The organism is Pseudomonas sp. B21-035 (assembly GCF_024748945.1).
GTDB lineage: Bacteria > Pseudomonadota > Gammaproteobacteria > Pseudomonadales > Pseudomonadaceae > Aquipseudomonas.
Genome location: NZ_CP087179.1, coordinates 1696938 through 1711195 on the forward strand (window position 1 = coordinate 1696938; position 14258 = coordinate 1711195).

Here is a 14258-nt window from a genome sequence, read left to right on the forward strand (position 1 = left end):
CTGAGCCACTCAAACCACCTCGTTTGGCAAAGTTGGAAAGCTTCTTGCAAAGGCAGCGCTGCGCGCCTCAAACGCGTCAAAGTTTTGCTTGAGCTAACGAGGAATACCGGTGGATCGCTCTCAGTTAATCAACAGTGCCCGTAGCAACCTGGTCGGTCTAGGCCGGGGTAACCTGGGTGTGCCGCTGTTGCTGCTGGTGATGCTGGCAATGATGATGTTGCCGATCCCGCCGTTTTTGCTCGACGTGTTCTTCACCTTCAACATCGCCTTGTCGATCGTGGTCCTGCTGGTCTGCGTCTACGCCCTGCGCCCGCTGGACTTCGCCGCGTTCCCGACCATCCTGCTGGTGGCGACGCTGTTGCGCCTGGCGCTCAACGTGGCGTCCACGCGGGTGGTGATGCTCCACGGCCATGACGGCCACGAGGCCGCCGGTAAGGTGATCCAGGCCTTCGGCGAGGTGGTGATCGGCGGTAACTACGTGGTCGGTATCGTGGTCTTCGCGATCCTGATGATCATCAACTTCGTGGTGGTCACCAAAGGTGCCGGGCGTATTTCCGAGGTGAGTGCGCGCTTCACCCTCGACGCCATGCCCGGCAAGCAGATGGCCATCGACGCCGACCTCAACGCCGGTCTGATCGACCAGGCCCAGGCCAAGGCGCGGCGCGCCGAAGTGGCCGGCGAGGCCGAGTTCTATGGTTCGATGGACGGTGCCAGCAAGTTTGTTCGCGGTGACGCCATCGCCGGCCTGTTGATCCTGTTCATCAACCTGATCGGCGGCATGGCCGTCGGTATGTTCCAGCACAACATGACCTTTGCCGACGCCGGCAAGGTCTATGCACTGTTGACCATCGGTGACGGTTTGGTGGCGCAGTTGCCCTCGCTGTTGCTGTCCACCGCGGCGGCGATCATGGTTACCCGCGCCTCGGGCTCCGAGGACATGGGCAAGCAGATCAACCGGCAGATGTTCGATTCGCCCAAGGCCCTGGCGGTGTCGGCTGGCCTGATGATCGTCATGGGCCTGGTGCCGGGCATGCCGCACATCGCCTTCCTGAGCCTCGGCCTGCTGGCCGCCGGCGGCGCCTACCTGGTGTGGCGCAAGCAGAACCAGGCCAAGCTCAAGGCCCTGGAAGAGGTGCAGCGCCAGCAGGACCTGCTGCCATCGCCACAGCGCGCGATGGAAACCAAGGAGCTGGGCTGGGATGACGTCACCCCGATCGACATGATCGGCCTAGAGGTCGGCTACCGGCTGATTCCGCTGGTCGATCGCAACCAGGGCGGCCAGTTGTTGGCGCGGATCAAGGGTGTGCGCAAAAAGCTGTCCCAGGACCTGGGTTTTCTTATGCCCACGGTGCACATTCGCGACAACCTCGATCTGGCGCCCAGTGCCTACCGCCTGACCCTGATGGGGGTGATCCTGGCCGAGGCCGAGATCTACCCGGACCGCGAGCTTGCGATCAACCCGGGGCAGGTGTTCGGTACCCTCAATGGTATTGCCGCCCGCGATCCGGCCTTTGGCCTGGAAGCGGTGTGGATCGACGTCAACCAGCGCAGCCAGGCGCAGTCGCTGGGCTACACGGTGGTGGACGCCAGTACGGTGGTCGCCACCCACCTCAACCAGATTCTGCACAAGCACTGCCATGAGCTGATCGGCCACGAAGAAGTGCAGCAACTGCTGCAGGTGCTGGCCAAGGCTTCGCCCAAGCTTGCCGAAGAGCTGGTGCCGGGCGTCATTTCCTTGTCGGGCCTGCTCAAAGTGCTGCAGGCATTGCTCGCCGAGCAGGTTCCGGTGCGTGACATTCGCAGCATTGCCGAAGCCATCGCCAACAACCCGGGCAAGAGTCAAGATACCGCCGCGCTGGTGGCGGTGGTGCGCGTCGGATTGTGTCGCGCTATCGTGCAAAGCATTGTCGGCGTTGAGTCCGAGCTGCCTGTGATCACCCTTGAGCCAAGATTGGAACAGATTTTGCTCAATAGTTTGCAAAGGGCTGGGCAAGGCCAGGAAGACGGTGTTCTTCTGGAGCCGAGCATGGCCGAAAAGCTTCAGCGTTCGTTGATCGAAGCCGCCCAGCGTCAGGAGATGCAAGGGCAGCCGGCGATCCTCCTGGTCGCAGGACCGGTACGAGCCATGCTGTCGCGCTTCGGTCGCCTGGCTGTACCGAATTTGCATGTTTTGGCGTATCAGGAAATACCTGACAACAAGCAAGTTACCATCGTCGCCACAGTGGGCCCGAACGGCTGAGGTAGTGGGTTATGCAAGTTAAGCGTTTTTTCGCCGCCGATATGCGTCAGGCCATGAAGCTGGTTCGCGATGAGCTGGGGGCCGATGCCGCCATCATTGGCAACCGACGGATTGCTGGCGGTGTCGAGCTGACGGCTGCGCTGGACTACAAGCTGTCCGCCCTGGCGCCACGGGTGCCGAATGTCGAGCTCGAAGACGAGCTGCGCAAGACTCAGTCGCGCATCGTCACCGCCCAGGCCGAGCTGAGCAGCCGTAGCGAGAGCGAAGATGGCAATCGCCAGCTGTTTGCCGGCTTGCCGCTGACCGCTTCCGAGCCGCTGGTCGACCCGCAGGTCGAAGCGCCGGCCGTGCCTGCTGCACCGGCTGCGGCACCTATCGACCCGCGCCTGTTCGACTCGATGCGCTCGGAGCTCTCGGGCCTGCGCGAACTGCTTGAAGTACAGCTCGGCTCGCTGGCCTGGAGCCAGTTGCAGGGCAACAAGCCGCAGCAGGCCAACCTCTGGCGCCGCCTGCAGCGCATCGGCCTGTCCGGGCCGATTGCCCGCGAACTGCTCGAGCTGACCACCGAAATCGAAGAGCCGCGTCATGCCTGGCGCATGCTCCTGGCGCACCTGGCGCGGATGATCCAGGTGCCGGAAATCGAACCGATCGAAGAAGGCGGTGTCATTGCCATGGTCGGTCCGGCCGGCATGGGCAAGACCACCACCCTGGCCAAGCTCGCCGCGCGCTACGTGCTCAAGTACGGCGCGCAGAACCTGGCCCTGGTGAGCATGGACAGTTTCCGTATCGGCGCCCAGGAGCAGCTCAAGACCCTGGGGCGGATCCTCAACGTTTCGGTTACTCACGTCGACCCGGGCCAGTCGCTGGCCCAGGCCCTCGACCCGCTGCTGCGCAAGCGCGTGGTACTGATCGATACCGCCGGCCTGCAAGCCAGCGACCCGGCGCTGCGCATGCAGCTGGAAACCCTTGCCGGGCGCGGGATTCAGGCCAAGAATTACCTGGTACTGGCAACCACCAGCCAGAAACAGGTGCTGACCGCCGCCTACCACAGCTACAAGCGCTGCGGCCTGGCCGGTTGCATCCTGACCAAGCTAGATGAAACCGCCAGCCTCGGCGAAGTATTGAGCCTGGCAATCAGTCACGAACTGCCGGTGGCCTATCTTACCGATGGCCCGCGCATTCCTGACGACCTGCACCTGCCGCGCCGGCACCAGTTGGTCAGCCGCGCAGTGAGCGTGCAGATGCAGGACGAGCCCAGCGAAGAGGCCATGGCCGACATGTTCGCTGATCTCTACCACAGCTCCGGCAAACGCGTGGGCTGAGGGGAATATGAATACGTTGCAAAGTACCTACATCAATGGTCTGCCAGGCATTTTTCAGGTGTTGAAAGCGCAGCCCAGTCATGTGGCCTCGGTCTAAGTAAGACAAGGTAAAGAACAAACATGGGTAGCATGCATCCCGTACAGGTGATCGCCGTGACCGGCGGCAAAGGTGGCGTTGGCAAGACTAACGTGTCAGTGAACCTGTCATTGGCGCTGGCTGAGCTTGGCCGTCGGGTCATGCTGCTGGACGCCGACCTGGGCCTGGCCAACGTTGATGTGCTGCTGGGCCTGACGCCCAAGCGCACCCTGGCCGATGTCATTGAAGGCCGTTGCGAACTGCGCGACGTGCTGCTGCAAGGCCCCGGCGGTGTGCGCATCGTGCCGGCGGCCTCGGGCACGCAGAGCATGGTGCACCTGGCTCCGGCCCAGCACGCCGGCCTGATCCAGGCCTTCAGCGAGATCGGCGACAACCTCGATGTGCTGGTGATCGACACCGCTGCAGGTATCGGTGACTCGGTAGTCAGTTTTGTCCGCGCCGCCCAGGAAGTGCTGCTGGTGGTGTGCGACGAGCCCACTTCGATCACTGACGCCTACGCGCTGATCAAGCTGCTCAACCGCGATTACGGCATGAACCGCTTCCGCGTCCTCGCCAACATGGCCCAGAGCCCTCAGGAAGGGCGCAACCTGTTCGCCAAGTTGACCAAGGTCACTGATCGCTTCCTCGATGTCGCCCTACAATACGTCGGTGCGGTGCCTTACGACGAATGTGTGCGCAAGGCGGTGCAGAAGCAGCGAGCGGTCTATGAAGCCTTCCCGCGTTCCAAGTGCGCGCTGGCATTCAAGGCCATTGCCCAGAAGGTCGATAGCTGGCCGCTACCTGCCAACCCACGGGGGCACCTGGAGTTCTTCGTCGAGCGCCTGGTGCAACCGACGAGTGCGGGTCCGGTGCTATGAACGCCAGTGGTTATCGGATGTACAGCAAGGCTTCGCGTGACGCCCAGTACGAACTGATCGAGCGTTACGCGCCGCTGGTCAAGCGCATCGCCTACCACTTGCTGGCACGTCTGCCGGCCAGTGTGCAGGTGGAGGACCTGATCCAGGCCGGGATGATCGGCCTGCTCGAAGTCGCCAACAAGTATGACGCCAGCAAGGGGGCCAGTTTCGAGACCTACGCCGGCATCCGCATCCGTGGCGCCATGCTCGATGAAGTGCGCAAGGGCGACTGGGCGCCGCGTTCGGTACACCGCAATACCCGCATGGTCAGTGACGCGATTCGTGCAATTGAAGCAAAAACCGGCCGTGACGCTAAAGATCACGAGGTTGCTGCCGAACTTCAATTGAGTCTCGATGATTATTACGGGATTTTGAATGACACCCTGGGCAGCCGCCTGTTCAGTTTCGACGACCTGTTGCAGGACGGCGAACATGAAGGCCTGCACGAGGACGGTGCCAGTGCCCAGCTCGAGCCTTCGCGCGATCTGGAAGACGAGCGTTTTCAGGCAGCCCTGGCCGATGCCATCGCCAACCTGCCGGAACGCGAGCGTCTGGTCCTGGCGCTGTACTACGACGAAGAGCTCAACCTCAAGGAGATCGGTGAGGTCCTGGGGGTGAGCGAGTCGCGTGTCAGCCAGTTGCACAGCCAGTGCGCGGCACGTTTGCGTGGTCGCCTGGGGGAATGGCGGGCGCGTTGAACGCAGGTTCGATGCAGTCGTGAAATGTAGTGCCGAATTGATTGAATGCGCGTTCCGCGCTGAACGCGTTAAAGACTGCTTGGAGGTCTAATTGAACAAAGACATGAAAATCCTCATCGTGGACGACTTTTCGACGATGCGGCGGATCATCAAGAACCTGTTGCGTGATCTGGGCTTTACCAACACCCAGGAAGCCGACGACGGCAACACCGCACTGCCGATGCTCGAAAGCGGTCATTTCGACTTTCTGGTGACCGACTGGAACATGCCTGGCATGTCCGGTATCGACCTGCTGCGCAAAGTGCGTGCCGATGAGCGCCTCAAGCACCTGCCGGTGCTGATGGTGACTGCCGAAGCCAAGCGCGAGCAGATCATCGAAGCCGCCCAGGCCGGGGTCAACGGCTACGTGGTCAAGCCGTTCACCGCCCAGGTGCTGAAAGAAAAGATCGAAAAGATCTTCGAGCGCGTCAATAGCTGAGGTACGCCACGGGGGCGCTATGGAGCAAACACAATCATCCTTGGGCGAGTTTGAGTCGACACTCAAGAAACACGCCCGGGAACTGGTCGACAGCCTTGAACGAGGCAAGTTCGGCGACGCGGTGCAACTGATCCATCAGCTGAACCAGACCCGTGACCTTGGCCTGTATCAGGAAGTCGGCAAACTCACCCGCGAGCTGCACAGCGCGATCGTCAGTTTCCAGATCGACCCGCACATGCCGCAAGCCGAGGAAGTGTCGCAGATCACCGATGCGACCGAACGCCTGTCCTACGTGGTCAAGCTGACCGAGGGCGCGGCCAACCGCACCATGGACCTGGTCGAAGCCAGCACGCCGGTACTCAACGAACTGAGCGACGAGGCCAAGGCGCTGAGCGTCGACTGGCAGCGCTTCATGCGCCGCGAAGTGGCGGCACCGGAGTTCCGTGAGCTGGCCAAGCGTGTCGACAGTTTCCTGACGCGCAGCGAGGAGGGCAACCGCAAGGTCGCCAGCCACCTCAATGACATTCTTCTGGCTCAGGACTACCAAGACCTGACCGGCCAGGTGATCAAACGCGTCACGGCGCTGGTCACCGAAGTAGAAAGCAATCTGCTCAAGCTCGTGCTGATGGCAAGTCAAGTTGACCGTTTTGCCGGTATCGAACATGACCACCAGCAGCTGCGCGCTGAAAAAGATCAAGAAAAACATCCGACTCGGGGTGAAGGTCCGCAGATTCATGCCGATAAGCGTGAAGACGTTGTGTCCGGTCAGGACGATGTCGACGATCTGCTGTCCAGTCTGGGTTTTTAGGGAGCACGTTTAATGAGCTTCGGCGCCGATGAAGAAATCCTTCAGGATTTCCTGGTAGAAGCCGGCGAAATTCTTGAGCAACTGTCCGAGCAATTGGTCGAGCTGGAAAGCCGACCGGATGATGCCGACCTGCTCAATGCGATCTTTCGCGGTTTTCACACTGTAAAAGGGGGCGCCGGCTTCCTCCAGCTCAACGAGCTGGTGGAGTGCTGCCATATCGCCGAAAACGTGTTCGACATCCTGCGCAAGGGTGCCCGACGCGTCGACTCCGAACTGATGGACGTGGTCCTGGAAGCCCTGGACACGGTCAACAGCATGTTCGGCCAGGTTCGCGAGCGCAGCGACATCACCCCGGCGACCCCAGAGCTGCTGGCGGCGCTGTCGCGCCTGGCCGAGCCTGCCGGGGAAGACGAAGCACCAGCCCCTGCCGCTGAGCCCGAGGTGCTTGAAGCACCGGCGGCCGAGGCCGAGGCGGACATCACCGACACCGAATTCGAGCAACTGCTCGACTCGCTCAATGCAGTCAAGGCCGAGGCACAAGCCCAGGACGCCGAGCCTGCCGGTGACGAAATCACCGACGCCGAGTTCGAGTCGCTGCTTGACCAGTTGCACGGCAAGGGCCAGTTCGCCGCCGACAACCTCGGCGGTGCGGCTGAAGCACCGGCTGCTGCAGCTGCCGCTGGCGATGTCAGTGGCGACATCACCGACGATGAATTCGAAGCGCTGCTCGACCAGTTGCACGGCAAGGGTACTTTTGCCGTCGATGCACTGCCGGGCGCTGCTGCCGCGCCTGTGGAAGCCTGCGCGCCTGCCGCGGCTGGCGATCACATCTCCGAGCACGAGTTCGAAGCGCTGCTCGACGAACTGCACGGCAAGGGCAAGTTTGCGCCGGACGCAGTAGCCACGGCTGCACCAGTTGCCAGCGCAGCTCCTGCGAAAGCGGCGGCCAAGCCTGCGCCAGCACCTGCCGCCAAGCCAGCTGCTGCACCAGCCCCTGCGGCCAAAGCAGCGGCTGCGGCGCCTGCACCTGCACGCCAGGCCGCTCCGGCTGCCGAAAAGCACCCTGCCAGCGAAACCGAAACCACCGTACGGGTCGACACCGCGCGGCTCGACGAGATCATGAACATGGTCGGCGAGCTGGTGCTGGTGCGTAACCGCCTGGTGCGCCTGGGCCTGAACAGTGGCGACGAGGCCATGTCCAAGGCCGTATCGAACCTCGACGTGGTGACCGCCGACCTGCAGACCGCGGTGATGAAAACCCGCATGCAGCCGATCAAGAAGGTCTTCGGGCGCTTCCCGCGCCTGGTTCGCGACCTGGCCCGGCAGTTGAAGAAAGAAATCAACCTGGAGCTGGTCGGCGAAGAGACCGACCTCGACAAGAACCTCGTCGAGGCCCTGGCCGACCCGCTGGTGCACTTGGTGCGCAACGCCGTCGACCATGGCGTCGAAACCCCGGAAGAGCGCGAAGCCTCGGGCAAGTCCCGCGGCGGCAAGGTAGTGCTCTCGGCCGAACAGGAAGGCGACCACATCCTGCTGTCGATCTCCGATGACGGCAAGGGCATGGACGCCGACGTGCTGCGTGCCATTGCGGTCAAGCGCGGAGTGATGGACAAGGACGCCGCCGATCGCCTGAGCGAGACCGAGTGCTACAACCTGATCTTCGCCCCGGGTTTCTCGACCAAGACCGAGATTTCCGACGTGTCCGGGCGTGGCGTGGGCATGGACGTGGTGAAAACCAAGATTTCCCAGCTCAACGGCTCGATCAACATCTACTCGACCAAGGGCCTGGGCTCGAAGATCGTCATCAAGGTGCCGCTGACCCTGGCGATCATGCCGACGCTGATGGTCATGCTCGGCAACCAGGCGTTCGCCTTCCCGTTGGTCAACGTCAACGAGATCTTCCACCTCGACCTGTCGCGCACCAACGTGGTCGACGGCCAGGAAGTGGTGATCGTGCGTGACAAGGCCTTGCCGCTGTTCTACCTCAAGCGCTGGCTGGTCAGCTCGGCCGCTCATGAAGAGCAGCGCGAGGGCCATGTGGTGATCCTTTCGGTGGGTACCCAGCGGATCGGCTTCGTCGTCGATCAACTGGTGGGCCAGGAAGAAGTGGTCATCAAGCCGCTGGGCAAGATGCTCCAGGGCACCCCGGGCATGTCGGGCGCCACCATTACCGGTGACGGGCGCATTGCGCTGATCCTCGACGTACCGAGCATGCTCAAGCGTTACGCCGCCCGGCGTATTTGATTCTGGTGGCGCGGCTCACATGCCGCGCCCCCTAATGGAGTATTTATGGCAGTCAAGGTCCTGGTGGTGGATGATTCCGGTTTCTTCCGCCGCCGCGTCTCGGAAATTCTTTCAGCGGACCCGACTATCCAGGTCGTCGGTACCGCGACCAATGGTAAGGAAGCGATCGACCAGGCGCTGTCGCTCAAGCCCGATGTCATCACCATGGACTACGAAATGCCCATGATGGATGGCATCACCGCCGTGCGTCACATCATGCAGCGTTGCCCGACCCCGGTGCTGATGTTCTCCTCGCTGACCCACGAAGGCGCCCGCGTCACCCTCGATGCGCTGGATGCCGGTGCGGTCGACTACCTGCCGAAGAACTTCGAAGACATCTCGCGCAACCCGGAGAAGGTCAAGCAACTGCTGTGTGAAAAGGTTCATACCATTTCCCGCAGCAACCGTCGTTTCAGTGCCTACGCAAGCCCGGCGCCCGCGCCGCAACCAGCCGCCCAACCTGCCGTCAGCAGCCTGGGCAGCACGCCTGCACCACGCGCCGCAGCACCTGTGCGCGCAGCGGCTGCGCCAGCATCGAGTGCTTCGCCGGCACCCAAGCGCAAACCCTACAAGCTGGTTGCCATCGGCACTTCCACCGGCGGCCCGGTTGCCCTGCAGCGGGTTCTGACCCAGTTGCCGGCCAACTTCCCGGCGCCGATCGTGCTGATCCAGCACATGCCGGCGGCCTTTACCAAGGCGTTTGCCGAGCGCCTCGACAAGCTGTGCAAGATCAGCGTCAAGGAGGCCGAGGACGGCGACATGCTGCGCCCGGGCCTGGCCCTGCTGGCCCCTGGCGGCAAGCAGATGATGGTCGACGGCCGCGGCACGGTGAAGATCCTGCCGGGCGACGAGCGCCTGAATTACAAACCGTGCGTGGACATCACCTTTGGTTCGGCGGCCAAGTCCTATGGCGACAAGGTGCTGTCGGTGGTGCTCACCGGCATGGGCGCCGACGGCCGTGAAGGTGCACGCCTGCTCAAGCAGGGCGGCAGCACCGTGTGGGCCCAGGATGAAGCCAGCTGCGTGATCTACGGCATGCCCATGGCCATCGTCAAAGCCAACCTGGCAGACGCCGTGTATGGCCTGGACGAGATCGGCAAGCACCTGGTCGAGGCCTGCGTCTGATGGATGTCTTGAGCCTTATCGGGATCATCCTGGCCTTTGTCGCCATTGTGGGCGGCAACTACCTCGAAGGCGGCCACCTGTCGGCACTGCTCAATGGCCCGGCGGCCTTGATCGTGCTCGGCGGCACCCTGGCGGCGGCCTTGCTGCAATCGCCGATGAGCGCCTTCAAGCGCGCGCTGCAGATCGTGCGCTGGATCCTGTTCCCGCCACGGGTCGACCTGGCTGGCGGTATCGACCGGGTCGTCAACTGGTCGCTGACCGCACGCAAGGAAGGCCTGCTGGGCCTGGAAGGCGTCGCCGATGCCGAGCCGGACCCGTACGCACGCAAAGGTCTGCAGTTGCTGGTCGACGGCGCCGAGCCGGAAGCCATTCGCAGCATTCTCGAGGTGGATTTCTACACCCAGGAAAGCCGCGACGTGCAGGCCGCCAAGGTGTTCGAGAGCATGGGCGGCTATGCGCCGACCATCGGTATCATCGGTGCGGTGATGGGCCTGATTCACGTCATGGGCAATCTTGCTGACCCGTCGCAGTTGGGCAACGGCATTGCCGTGGCCTTCGTCGCCACCATTTACGGTGTTGCCAGTGCCAACCTGATCCTGCTGCCGATCGCCAACAAGCTCAAGGCCCTGGCCCTGCGTCAGTCGCGCTACCGGGAAATGCTTCTGGAAGGCTTGCTGTCGATCGCCGAAGGCGAAAACCCGCGCTCGATCGAGCTGAAGCTTCAGGGCTTCATGGAGTAACACATGGCGCGCCGTCGACAACCCGAAGAGCATGAAAACCACGAACGCTGGCTGGTGTCCTACGCCGACTTCATCACCTTGCTGTTTGCCTTCTTCGTGGTCATGTATTCGATCTCGTCGATCAACGAGGGCAAGTACAAGGTCATTTCCCAGGCGCTGATCGGCGTGTTCAACGACCCCGAGCGGAGCATGAAGCCGATCCCCATTGGCGACGAGCGCCCGCTCAGCGTCAAGCCGGCCGAGCCGTTGATCAAGGACAGCGAGCAGGTCGATGCGGGCCTGGCGCAAACCAGCAGCGACCCGCTCAAGACCATCACCGATGACGTGCGCGACGCCTTCGGCGACCTGATCAAGTCCGACCAGATGACCGTGCGCGGCAACGAGCTGTGGGTCGAGATCGAACTCAATTCCTCGCTGCTGTTCGGCAGCGGCGACGCCATGCCCAGCGACGTGGCGTTCAACATCATCGAGAAGGTGGCGAAGATCCTCAAGCCGTTCGCCAACCCGGTGCACGTCGAAGGCTTTACCGACGACCTGCCGATTCGCACCGCGCAGTACCCGACCAACTGGGAGCTGTCATCGGCACGGGCGGCGAGTATCGTCCGCCTGCTGGCGATGGAAGGGGTGAACCCGGCGCGCATGGCATCGGTCGGTTACGGCGAGTTCCAGCCGATCGCCGCCAACGACAGCGCTGAAGGCCGGGCGCGCAACCGACGGGTGGTGCTGGTGATCTCGCGCAACCTCGAAGTACGCCGCAGCCTGACTGGCACTGGCAGCGCCAATGCCACCCCGGACGCGGCGATGAAGCGGGCTGGCACACAAACTGCACCGCCAGCGGTAGCACCGACGGTGGGCGACAATCGCGTCAATTCCCCGTCACCGACCCTATAACCGATCCCGGCAGGGCAGGCTGCCGTACCGGGAGGAAGCAACGCAATGAGAGTCTGGGCAGTAGCCAATCAAAAAGGTGGAGTCGGCAAGACCACCACGTCCATCGCCCTGGCCGGCCTGCTGGCCGAGGCGGGCAAGCGCGTGGTTGTCGTCGACCTCGACCCGCACGGGTCGATGACCAGCTACTTCGGGCACAACCCCGATGCGCTGGAGCACAGTTGCTACGACCTGTTCCTGCACAAGGGCACGGTGCCCGAGGGCTTGCCCGGGCAATTGCTGTTACCGACCAGCGACGAGAAAATCTCGCTGCTGCCGTCGAGCACCGCCCTGGCCGTGCTTGAGCGCCAGTCGCCGGGCCAGAGTGGCCTGGGCCTGGTGATCGCCAAGTCTCTGGCGCAGCTTTGGCAGGATTTCGACTACGCCATCATCGACAGCCCGCCGTTGCTCGGCGTGCTGATGGTCAACGCCCTGGCGGCCAGCCAGCAGTTGGTGATCCCGGTGCAAACCGAGTACCTGGCGGTCAAGGGCCTGGAGCGCATGGTCAGCACCCTGGCGATGGTCAACCGCTCGCGCAAGCAGGCCTTGCCTTACCACATCGTGCCGACCCTGTTCGACCGCCGTACCCAGGCCTCGATGGGTACCTTGCGGGTGCTGCGCGACGCTTACCCCGAGCATATCTGGCAAGGCTACATCCCGGTCGACACGCGCCTGCGTGACGCCAGCCGGGCTGGCCTGACACCCTCGCAGTTCGACGGCAAAAGCCGCGGCGTGGTGGCTTACCGCGCCTTGCTCAAGCACCTGCTGACGCAGAACCTCGCCTTGCAGGTGGCCTGATGAATCGTCCTCAACAGCTTGCCAGCCGGCCGCAGATGGCCCTGCAGAGCTACCTCGATGGCTTGCTGCAGGAGGCCACCGAAGAACTCGACGAAGTGCTGCCAGCTTCGGTTGAGCCCGACGAATTCCAGGCGGCTGTGCGCGAAGAGCAGGCCCGTGATGCCCAGGTGGCGGCCCAGGCCGCGGTAAAACCCGAACCACGGCCGTTTGCCGAGCCATCTCGGCCGGTATTGCCGCTGACCTTGCCAGCGGTTGTCGAGCCTGTGCTGGAGCCTGTGGTCGAAGTGCCTGAGGTTGCCCAGGTCGCACCGGTCGAGCCGCTGGTGGACGTGCACCTGCCGCCGGCGCCCAATCAACCGGTACCGCCGGCCACCATCGATGGCCGTCCGGCCTGGGCCGCCGAGCCGTTCGAATGCCTGCTGTTCGATGTTGCCGGCCTGACCCTGGCGGTACCGCTGGTGTGCCTGGGCTCGATCTACTCGCTGGCCGGCCATGAACTGACACCACTGTTCGGCCAGCCTGACTGGTTCCTTGGCATCCTGCCGAGCCAGAGCGGCAACCTCAAGGTATTGGACACCGCCCGCTGGGTCATGCCCGACCGTTACCGGGACGACTTTCGCCAGGGCCTGCAGTACGTGATTTCGGTCCAGGGCTACGAATGGGGCCTGGCGGTGCATCAGGTCAGCCGTTCGCTGCGCCTGGATCCCAACGAGATCAAGTGGCGCAGCCAGCGTGGCCAGCGGCCATGGCTGGCCGGCACCGTGATTGAACACATGTGCGCGTTGCTCGACGTCGCCGAGCTGGCCGAGTTGATCGCCAGTGGCGCAGTCAAGCAACTGCACAACACCCATAAATAATCGGCCGCATCTGCCGCGACCGCACTGAGCACACCGCCGATGGCGGTATTTGAGGGATAGGGGAATGAAAAAATCGTCTGCACAAGGTTCCGAAGATCCGATCCTGCAGTGGGTGACCTTCAAGCTGGACAACGAGTCCTACGGCATCAATGTGATGCAGGTGCAGGAAGTCCTGCGCTACACCGAGATCGCCCCGGTCCCGGGTGCCCCGAGCTACGTGCTGGGCATCATCAACCTGCGCGGTAACGTGGTCACCGTGATCGACACCCGCCAGCGCTTCGGCCTGCTGTCCAGCGAGATCACCGACAACACCCGTATCGTCATCATCGAAGCCGACAAGCAAGTGGTCGGCATTCTGGTCGACAGCGTTGCCGAAGTGGTTTACCTGCGTCAGTCGGAAATCGAGACCGCGCCGAATGTCGGCAACGAAGAATCGGCCAAGTTCATCCAGGGCGTGTGCAACAAGAACAACGAACTGCTGATTCTGGTCGAGCTGGACAAGATGATGACCGAGGAAGAGTGGTCCGAGCTGGAGAACATCTGAGTTGATCCTCGAGGTTGCAGTCATATTTCTGGCGCTGCTCTGGGCGGTCAGCCTGTGGTTCTTCCTGAACTACAGCAAGCGCCAGCGCGAGCTGGCCGCGCAACAGGCCCAGGGCGATGCCGTGCGTGACCAGCGCATCAAGGAGCTGGCCAAAAGCCTGGACGACTACCAGAACGGCAGCGTGCGTATGGGCGAAGCCCTGCACGAGCTGCGCGCGGTGGTTGCGCCCTTGCCGGACAAGCTCCTGCAACTGGAGCAGCGTGACCCCAACAGCCTGTCGTTTGCGCAAGCGGCGCGGCTGGTGGGCATGGGTGCCAGCGTCGATGAGCTGACCCAGTCCTGTGGTTTGACCCAGGCTGAGGCGGAGTTGATGAGCAAGTTGCACCGCAGCTGAGGGTTGCAGTGAATCAATCGCGGGGCAAGCCCGCCCCTACACCTTGTGTGGG

Annotated in this window: 14 protein-coding genes; all 14 read left to right on the forward strand. The window is 62.9% G+C overall.

Annotated features, from left to right (window positions below):
- The first annotated feature begins 109 nt into the window (after positions 1-109).
- The 14 genes from flhA to LOY22_RS07915 all read left to right on the forward strand — a co-directional run bounded on the left by flhA (position 110) and on the right by LOY22_RS07915 (position 14206).
- Positions 110-2239 (forward strand): flagellar biosynthesis protein FlhA, encoded by a 2130-nt coding sequence (gene flhA / locus LOY22_RS07850; RefSeq protein ID WP_045200310.1) that lies wholly within the window; start codon positions 110-112, stop codon positions 2237-2239.
- A gap of 11 nt (positions 2240-2250) precedes the next feature.
- Positions 2251-3561, forward strand: a complete 1311-nt coding sequence (gene flhF / locus LOY22_RS07855; RefSeq protein WP_213602055.1) for a flagellar biosynthesis protein FlhF — start codon at positions 2251-2253, stop codon at positions 3559-3561.
- A gap of 120 nt (positions 3562-3681) precedes the next feature.
- Positions 3682-4515, forward strand: a complete 834-nt coding sequence (gene fleN, locus LOY22_RS07860) for a flagellar synthesis regulator FleN (protein WP_016393812.1) — start codon at positions 3682-3684, stop codon at positions 4513-4515.
- Positions 4512-5252 (forward strand): RNA polymerase sigma factor FliA, encoded by a 741-nt coding sequence (gene fliA / locus LOY22_RS07865; protein WP_010225024.1) that lies wholly within the window; start codon positions 4512-4514, stop codon positions 5250-5252. The genes fleN and fliA overlap by 4 nt, the downstream gene beginning before the upstream one ends.
- Positions 5253-5355: 103 nt before the next feature.
- On the forward strand, positions 5356-5730 hold the full coding sequence (locus tag LOY22_RS07870) for a chemotaxis response regulator CheY (RefSeq protein WP_036990294.1): 375 nt from the start codon (positions 5356-5358) through the stop codon (positions 5728-5730).
- A 19-nt stretch (positions 5731-5749) separates the two neighbouring features.
- Positions 5750-6538, forward strand: coding sequence for a protein phosphatase CheZ (locus LOY22_RS07875; RefSeq protein ID WP_045200319.1), 789 nt, complete (start codon positions 5750-5752; stop codon positions 6536-6538).
- Between the two features lie 12 nt (positions 6539-6550).
- Positions 6551-8782 (forward strand): chemotaxis protein CheA, encoded by a 2232-nt coding sequence (locus tag LOY22_RS07880; protein WP_258597059.1) that lies wholly within the window; start codon positions 6551-6553, stop codon positions 8780-8782.
- Positions 8783-8827: 45 nt separating this feature from the next.
- On the forward strand, positions 8828-9946 hold the full coding sequence (locus LOY22_RS07885) for a chemotaxis response regulator protein-glutamate methylesterase (protein ID WP_045200324.1): 1119 nt from the start codon (positions 8828-8830) through the stop codon (positions 9944-9946).
- On the forward strand, positions 9946-10686 hold the full coding sequence (locus LOY22_RS07890; RefSeq protein ID WP_045200326.1) for a flagellar motor protein: 741 nt from the start codon (positions 9946-9948) through the stop codon (positions 10684-10686). Before LOY22_RS07885 ends, LOY22_RS07890 begins: the two co-directional genes overlap by 1 nt.
- A gap of 3 nt (positions 10687-10689) precedes the next feature.
- Positions 10690-11577: a flagellar motor protein MotD gene (gene motD / locus LOY22_RS07895; RefSeq protein ID WP_045200328.1), complete on the forward strand. Its 888-nt coding sequence runs from the start codon at positions 10690-10692 to the stop codon at positions 11575-11577.
- A 45-nt stretch (positions 11578-11622) separates the two neighbouring features.
- The gene (locus LOY22_RS07900) at positions 11623-12411 is read left to right on the forward strand and encodes a ParA family protein (RefSeq protein ID WP_045200330.1); all 789 of its coding nucleotides are present in this window, start codon (positions 11623-11625) and stop codon (positions 12409-12411) included.
- Positions 12411-13268 (forward strand): CheW domain-containing protein, encoded by an 858-nt coding sequence (locus tag LOY22_RS07905; RefSeq protein WP_213602053.1) that lies wholly within the window; start codon positions 12411-12413, stop codon positions 13266-13268. Before LOY22_RS07900 ends, LOY22_RS07905 begins: the two co-directional genes overlap by 1 nt.
- Positions 13269-13332: 64 nt before the next feature.
- Complete coding sequence (locus tag LOY22_RS07910) at positions 13333-13812, forward strand: chemotaxis protein CheW (RefSeq protein WP_010225041.1); 480 nt, start codon at positions 13333-13335, stop codon at positions 13810-13812.
- A 1-nt stretch (position 13813) separates the two neighbouring features.
- Entirely contained in the window at positions 13814-14206 is a 393-nt protein-coding gene (locus LOY22_RS07915) for a DUF2802 domain-containing protein (protein ID WP_258597062.1), read from the forward strand.
- Positions 14207-14258 lie beyond the last annotated feature (52 nt).

Excerpts from the sequence above, each read along its gene's own strand:
- flhF (WP_213602055.1), top strand. The coding sequence starts at position 2,251 with ATGCAAGTTAAGCGTTTTTTCGCCGCCGATATGCGTCAGGCCATGAAG.
- fleN (WP_016393812.1), top strand. The coding sequence starts at position 3,682 with ATGGGTAGCATGCATCCCGTACAGGTGATCGCCGTGACCGGCGGCAAA.
- fliA (WP_010225024.1), top strand. The coding sequence starts at position 4,512 with ATGAACGCCAGTGGTTATCGGATGTACAGCAAGGCTTCGCGTGACGCC.
- LOY22_RS07870 (WP_036990294.1), top strand. The coding sequence starts at position 5,356 with ATGAAAATCCTCATCGTGGACGACTTTTCGACGATGCGGCGGATCATC.
- LOY22_RS07875 (WP_045200319.1), top strand. The coding sequence starts at position 5,750 with ATGGAGCAAACACAATCATCCTTGGGCGAGTTTGAGTCGACACTCAAG.
- LOY22_RS07880 (WP_258597059.1), top strand. The coding sequence starts at position 6,551 with ATGAGCTTCGGCGCCGATGAAGAAATCCTTCAGGATTTCCTGGTAGAA.
- LOY22_RS07885 (WP_045200324.1), top strand. The coding sequence starts at position 8,828 with ATGGCAGTCAAGGTCCTGGTGGTGGATGATTCCGGTTTCTTCCGCCGC.
- LOY22_RS07890 (WP_045200326.1), top strand. The coding sequence starts at position 9,946 with ATGGATGTCTTGAGCCTTATCGGGATCATCCTGGCCTTTGTCGCCATT.
- motD (WP_045200328.1), top strand. The coding sequence starts at position 10,690 with ATGGCGCGCCGTCGACAACCCGAAGAGCATGAAAACCACGAACGCTGG.
- LOY22_RS07900 (WP_045200330.1), top strand. The coding sequence starts at position 11,623 with ATGAGAGTCTGGGCAGTAGCCAATCAAAAAGGTGGAGTCGGCAAGACC.
- LOY22_RS07905 (WP_213602053.1), top strand. The coding sequence starts at position 12,411 with ATGAATCGTCCTCAACAGCTTGCCAGCCGGCCGCAGATGGCCCTGCAG.
- LOY22_RS07910 (WP_010225041.1), top strand. The coding sequence starts at position 13,333 with ATGAAAAAATCGTCTGCACAAGGTTCCGAAGATCCGATCCTGCAGTGG.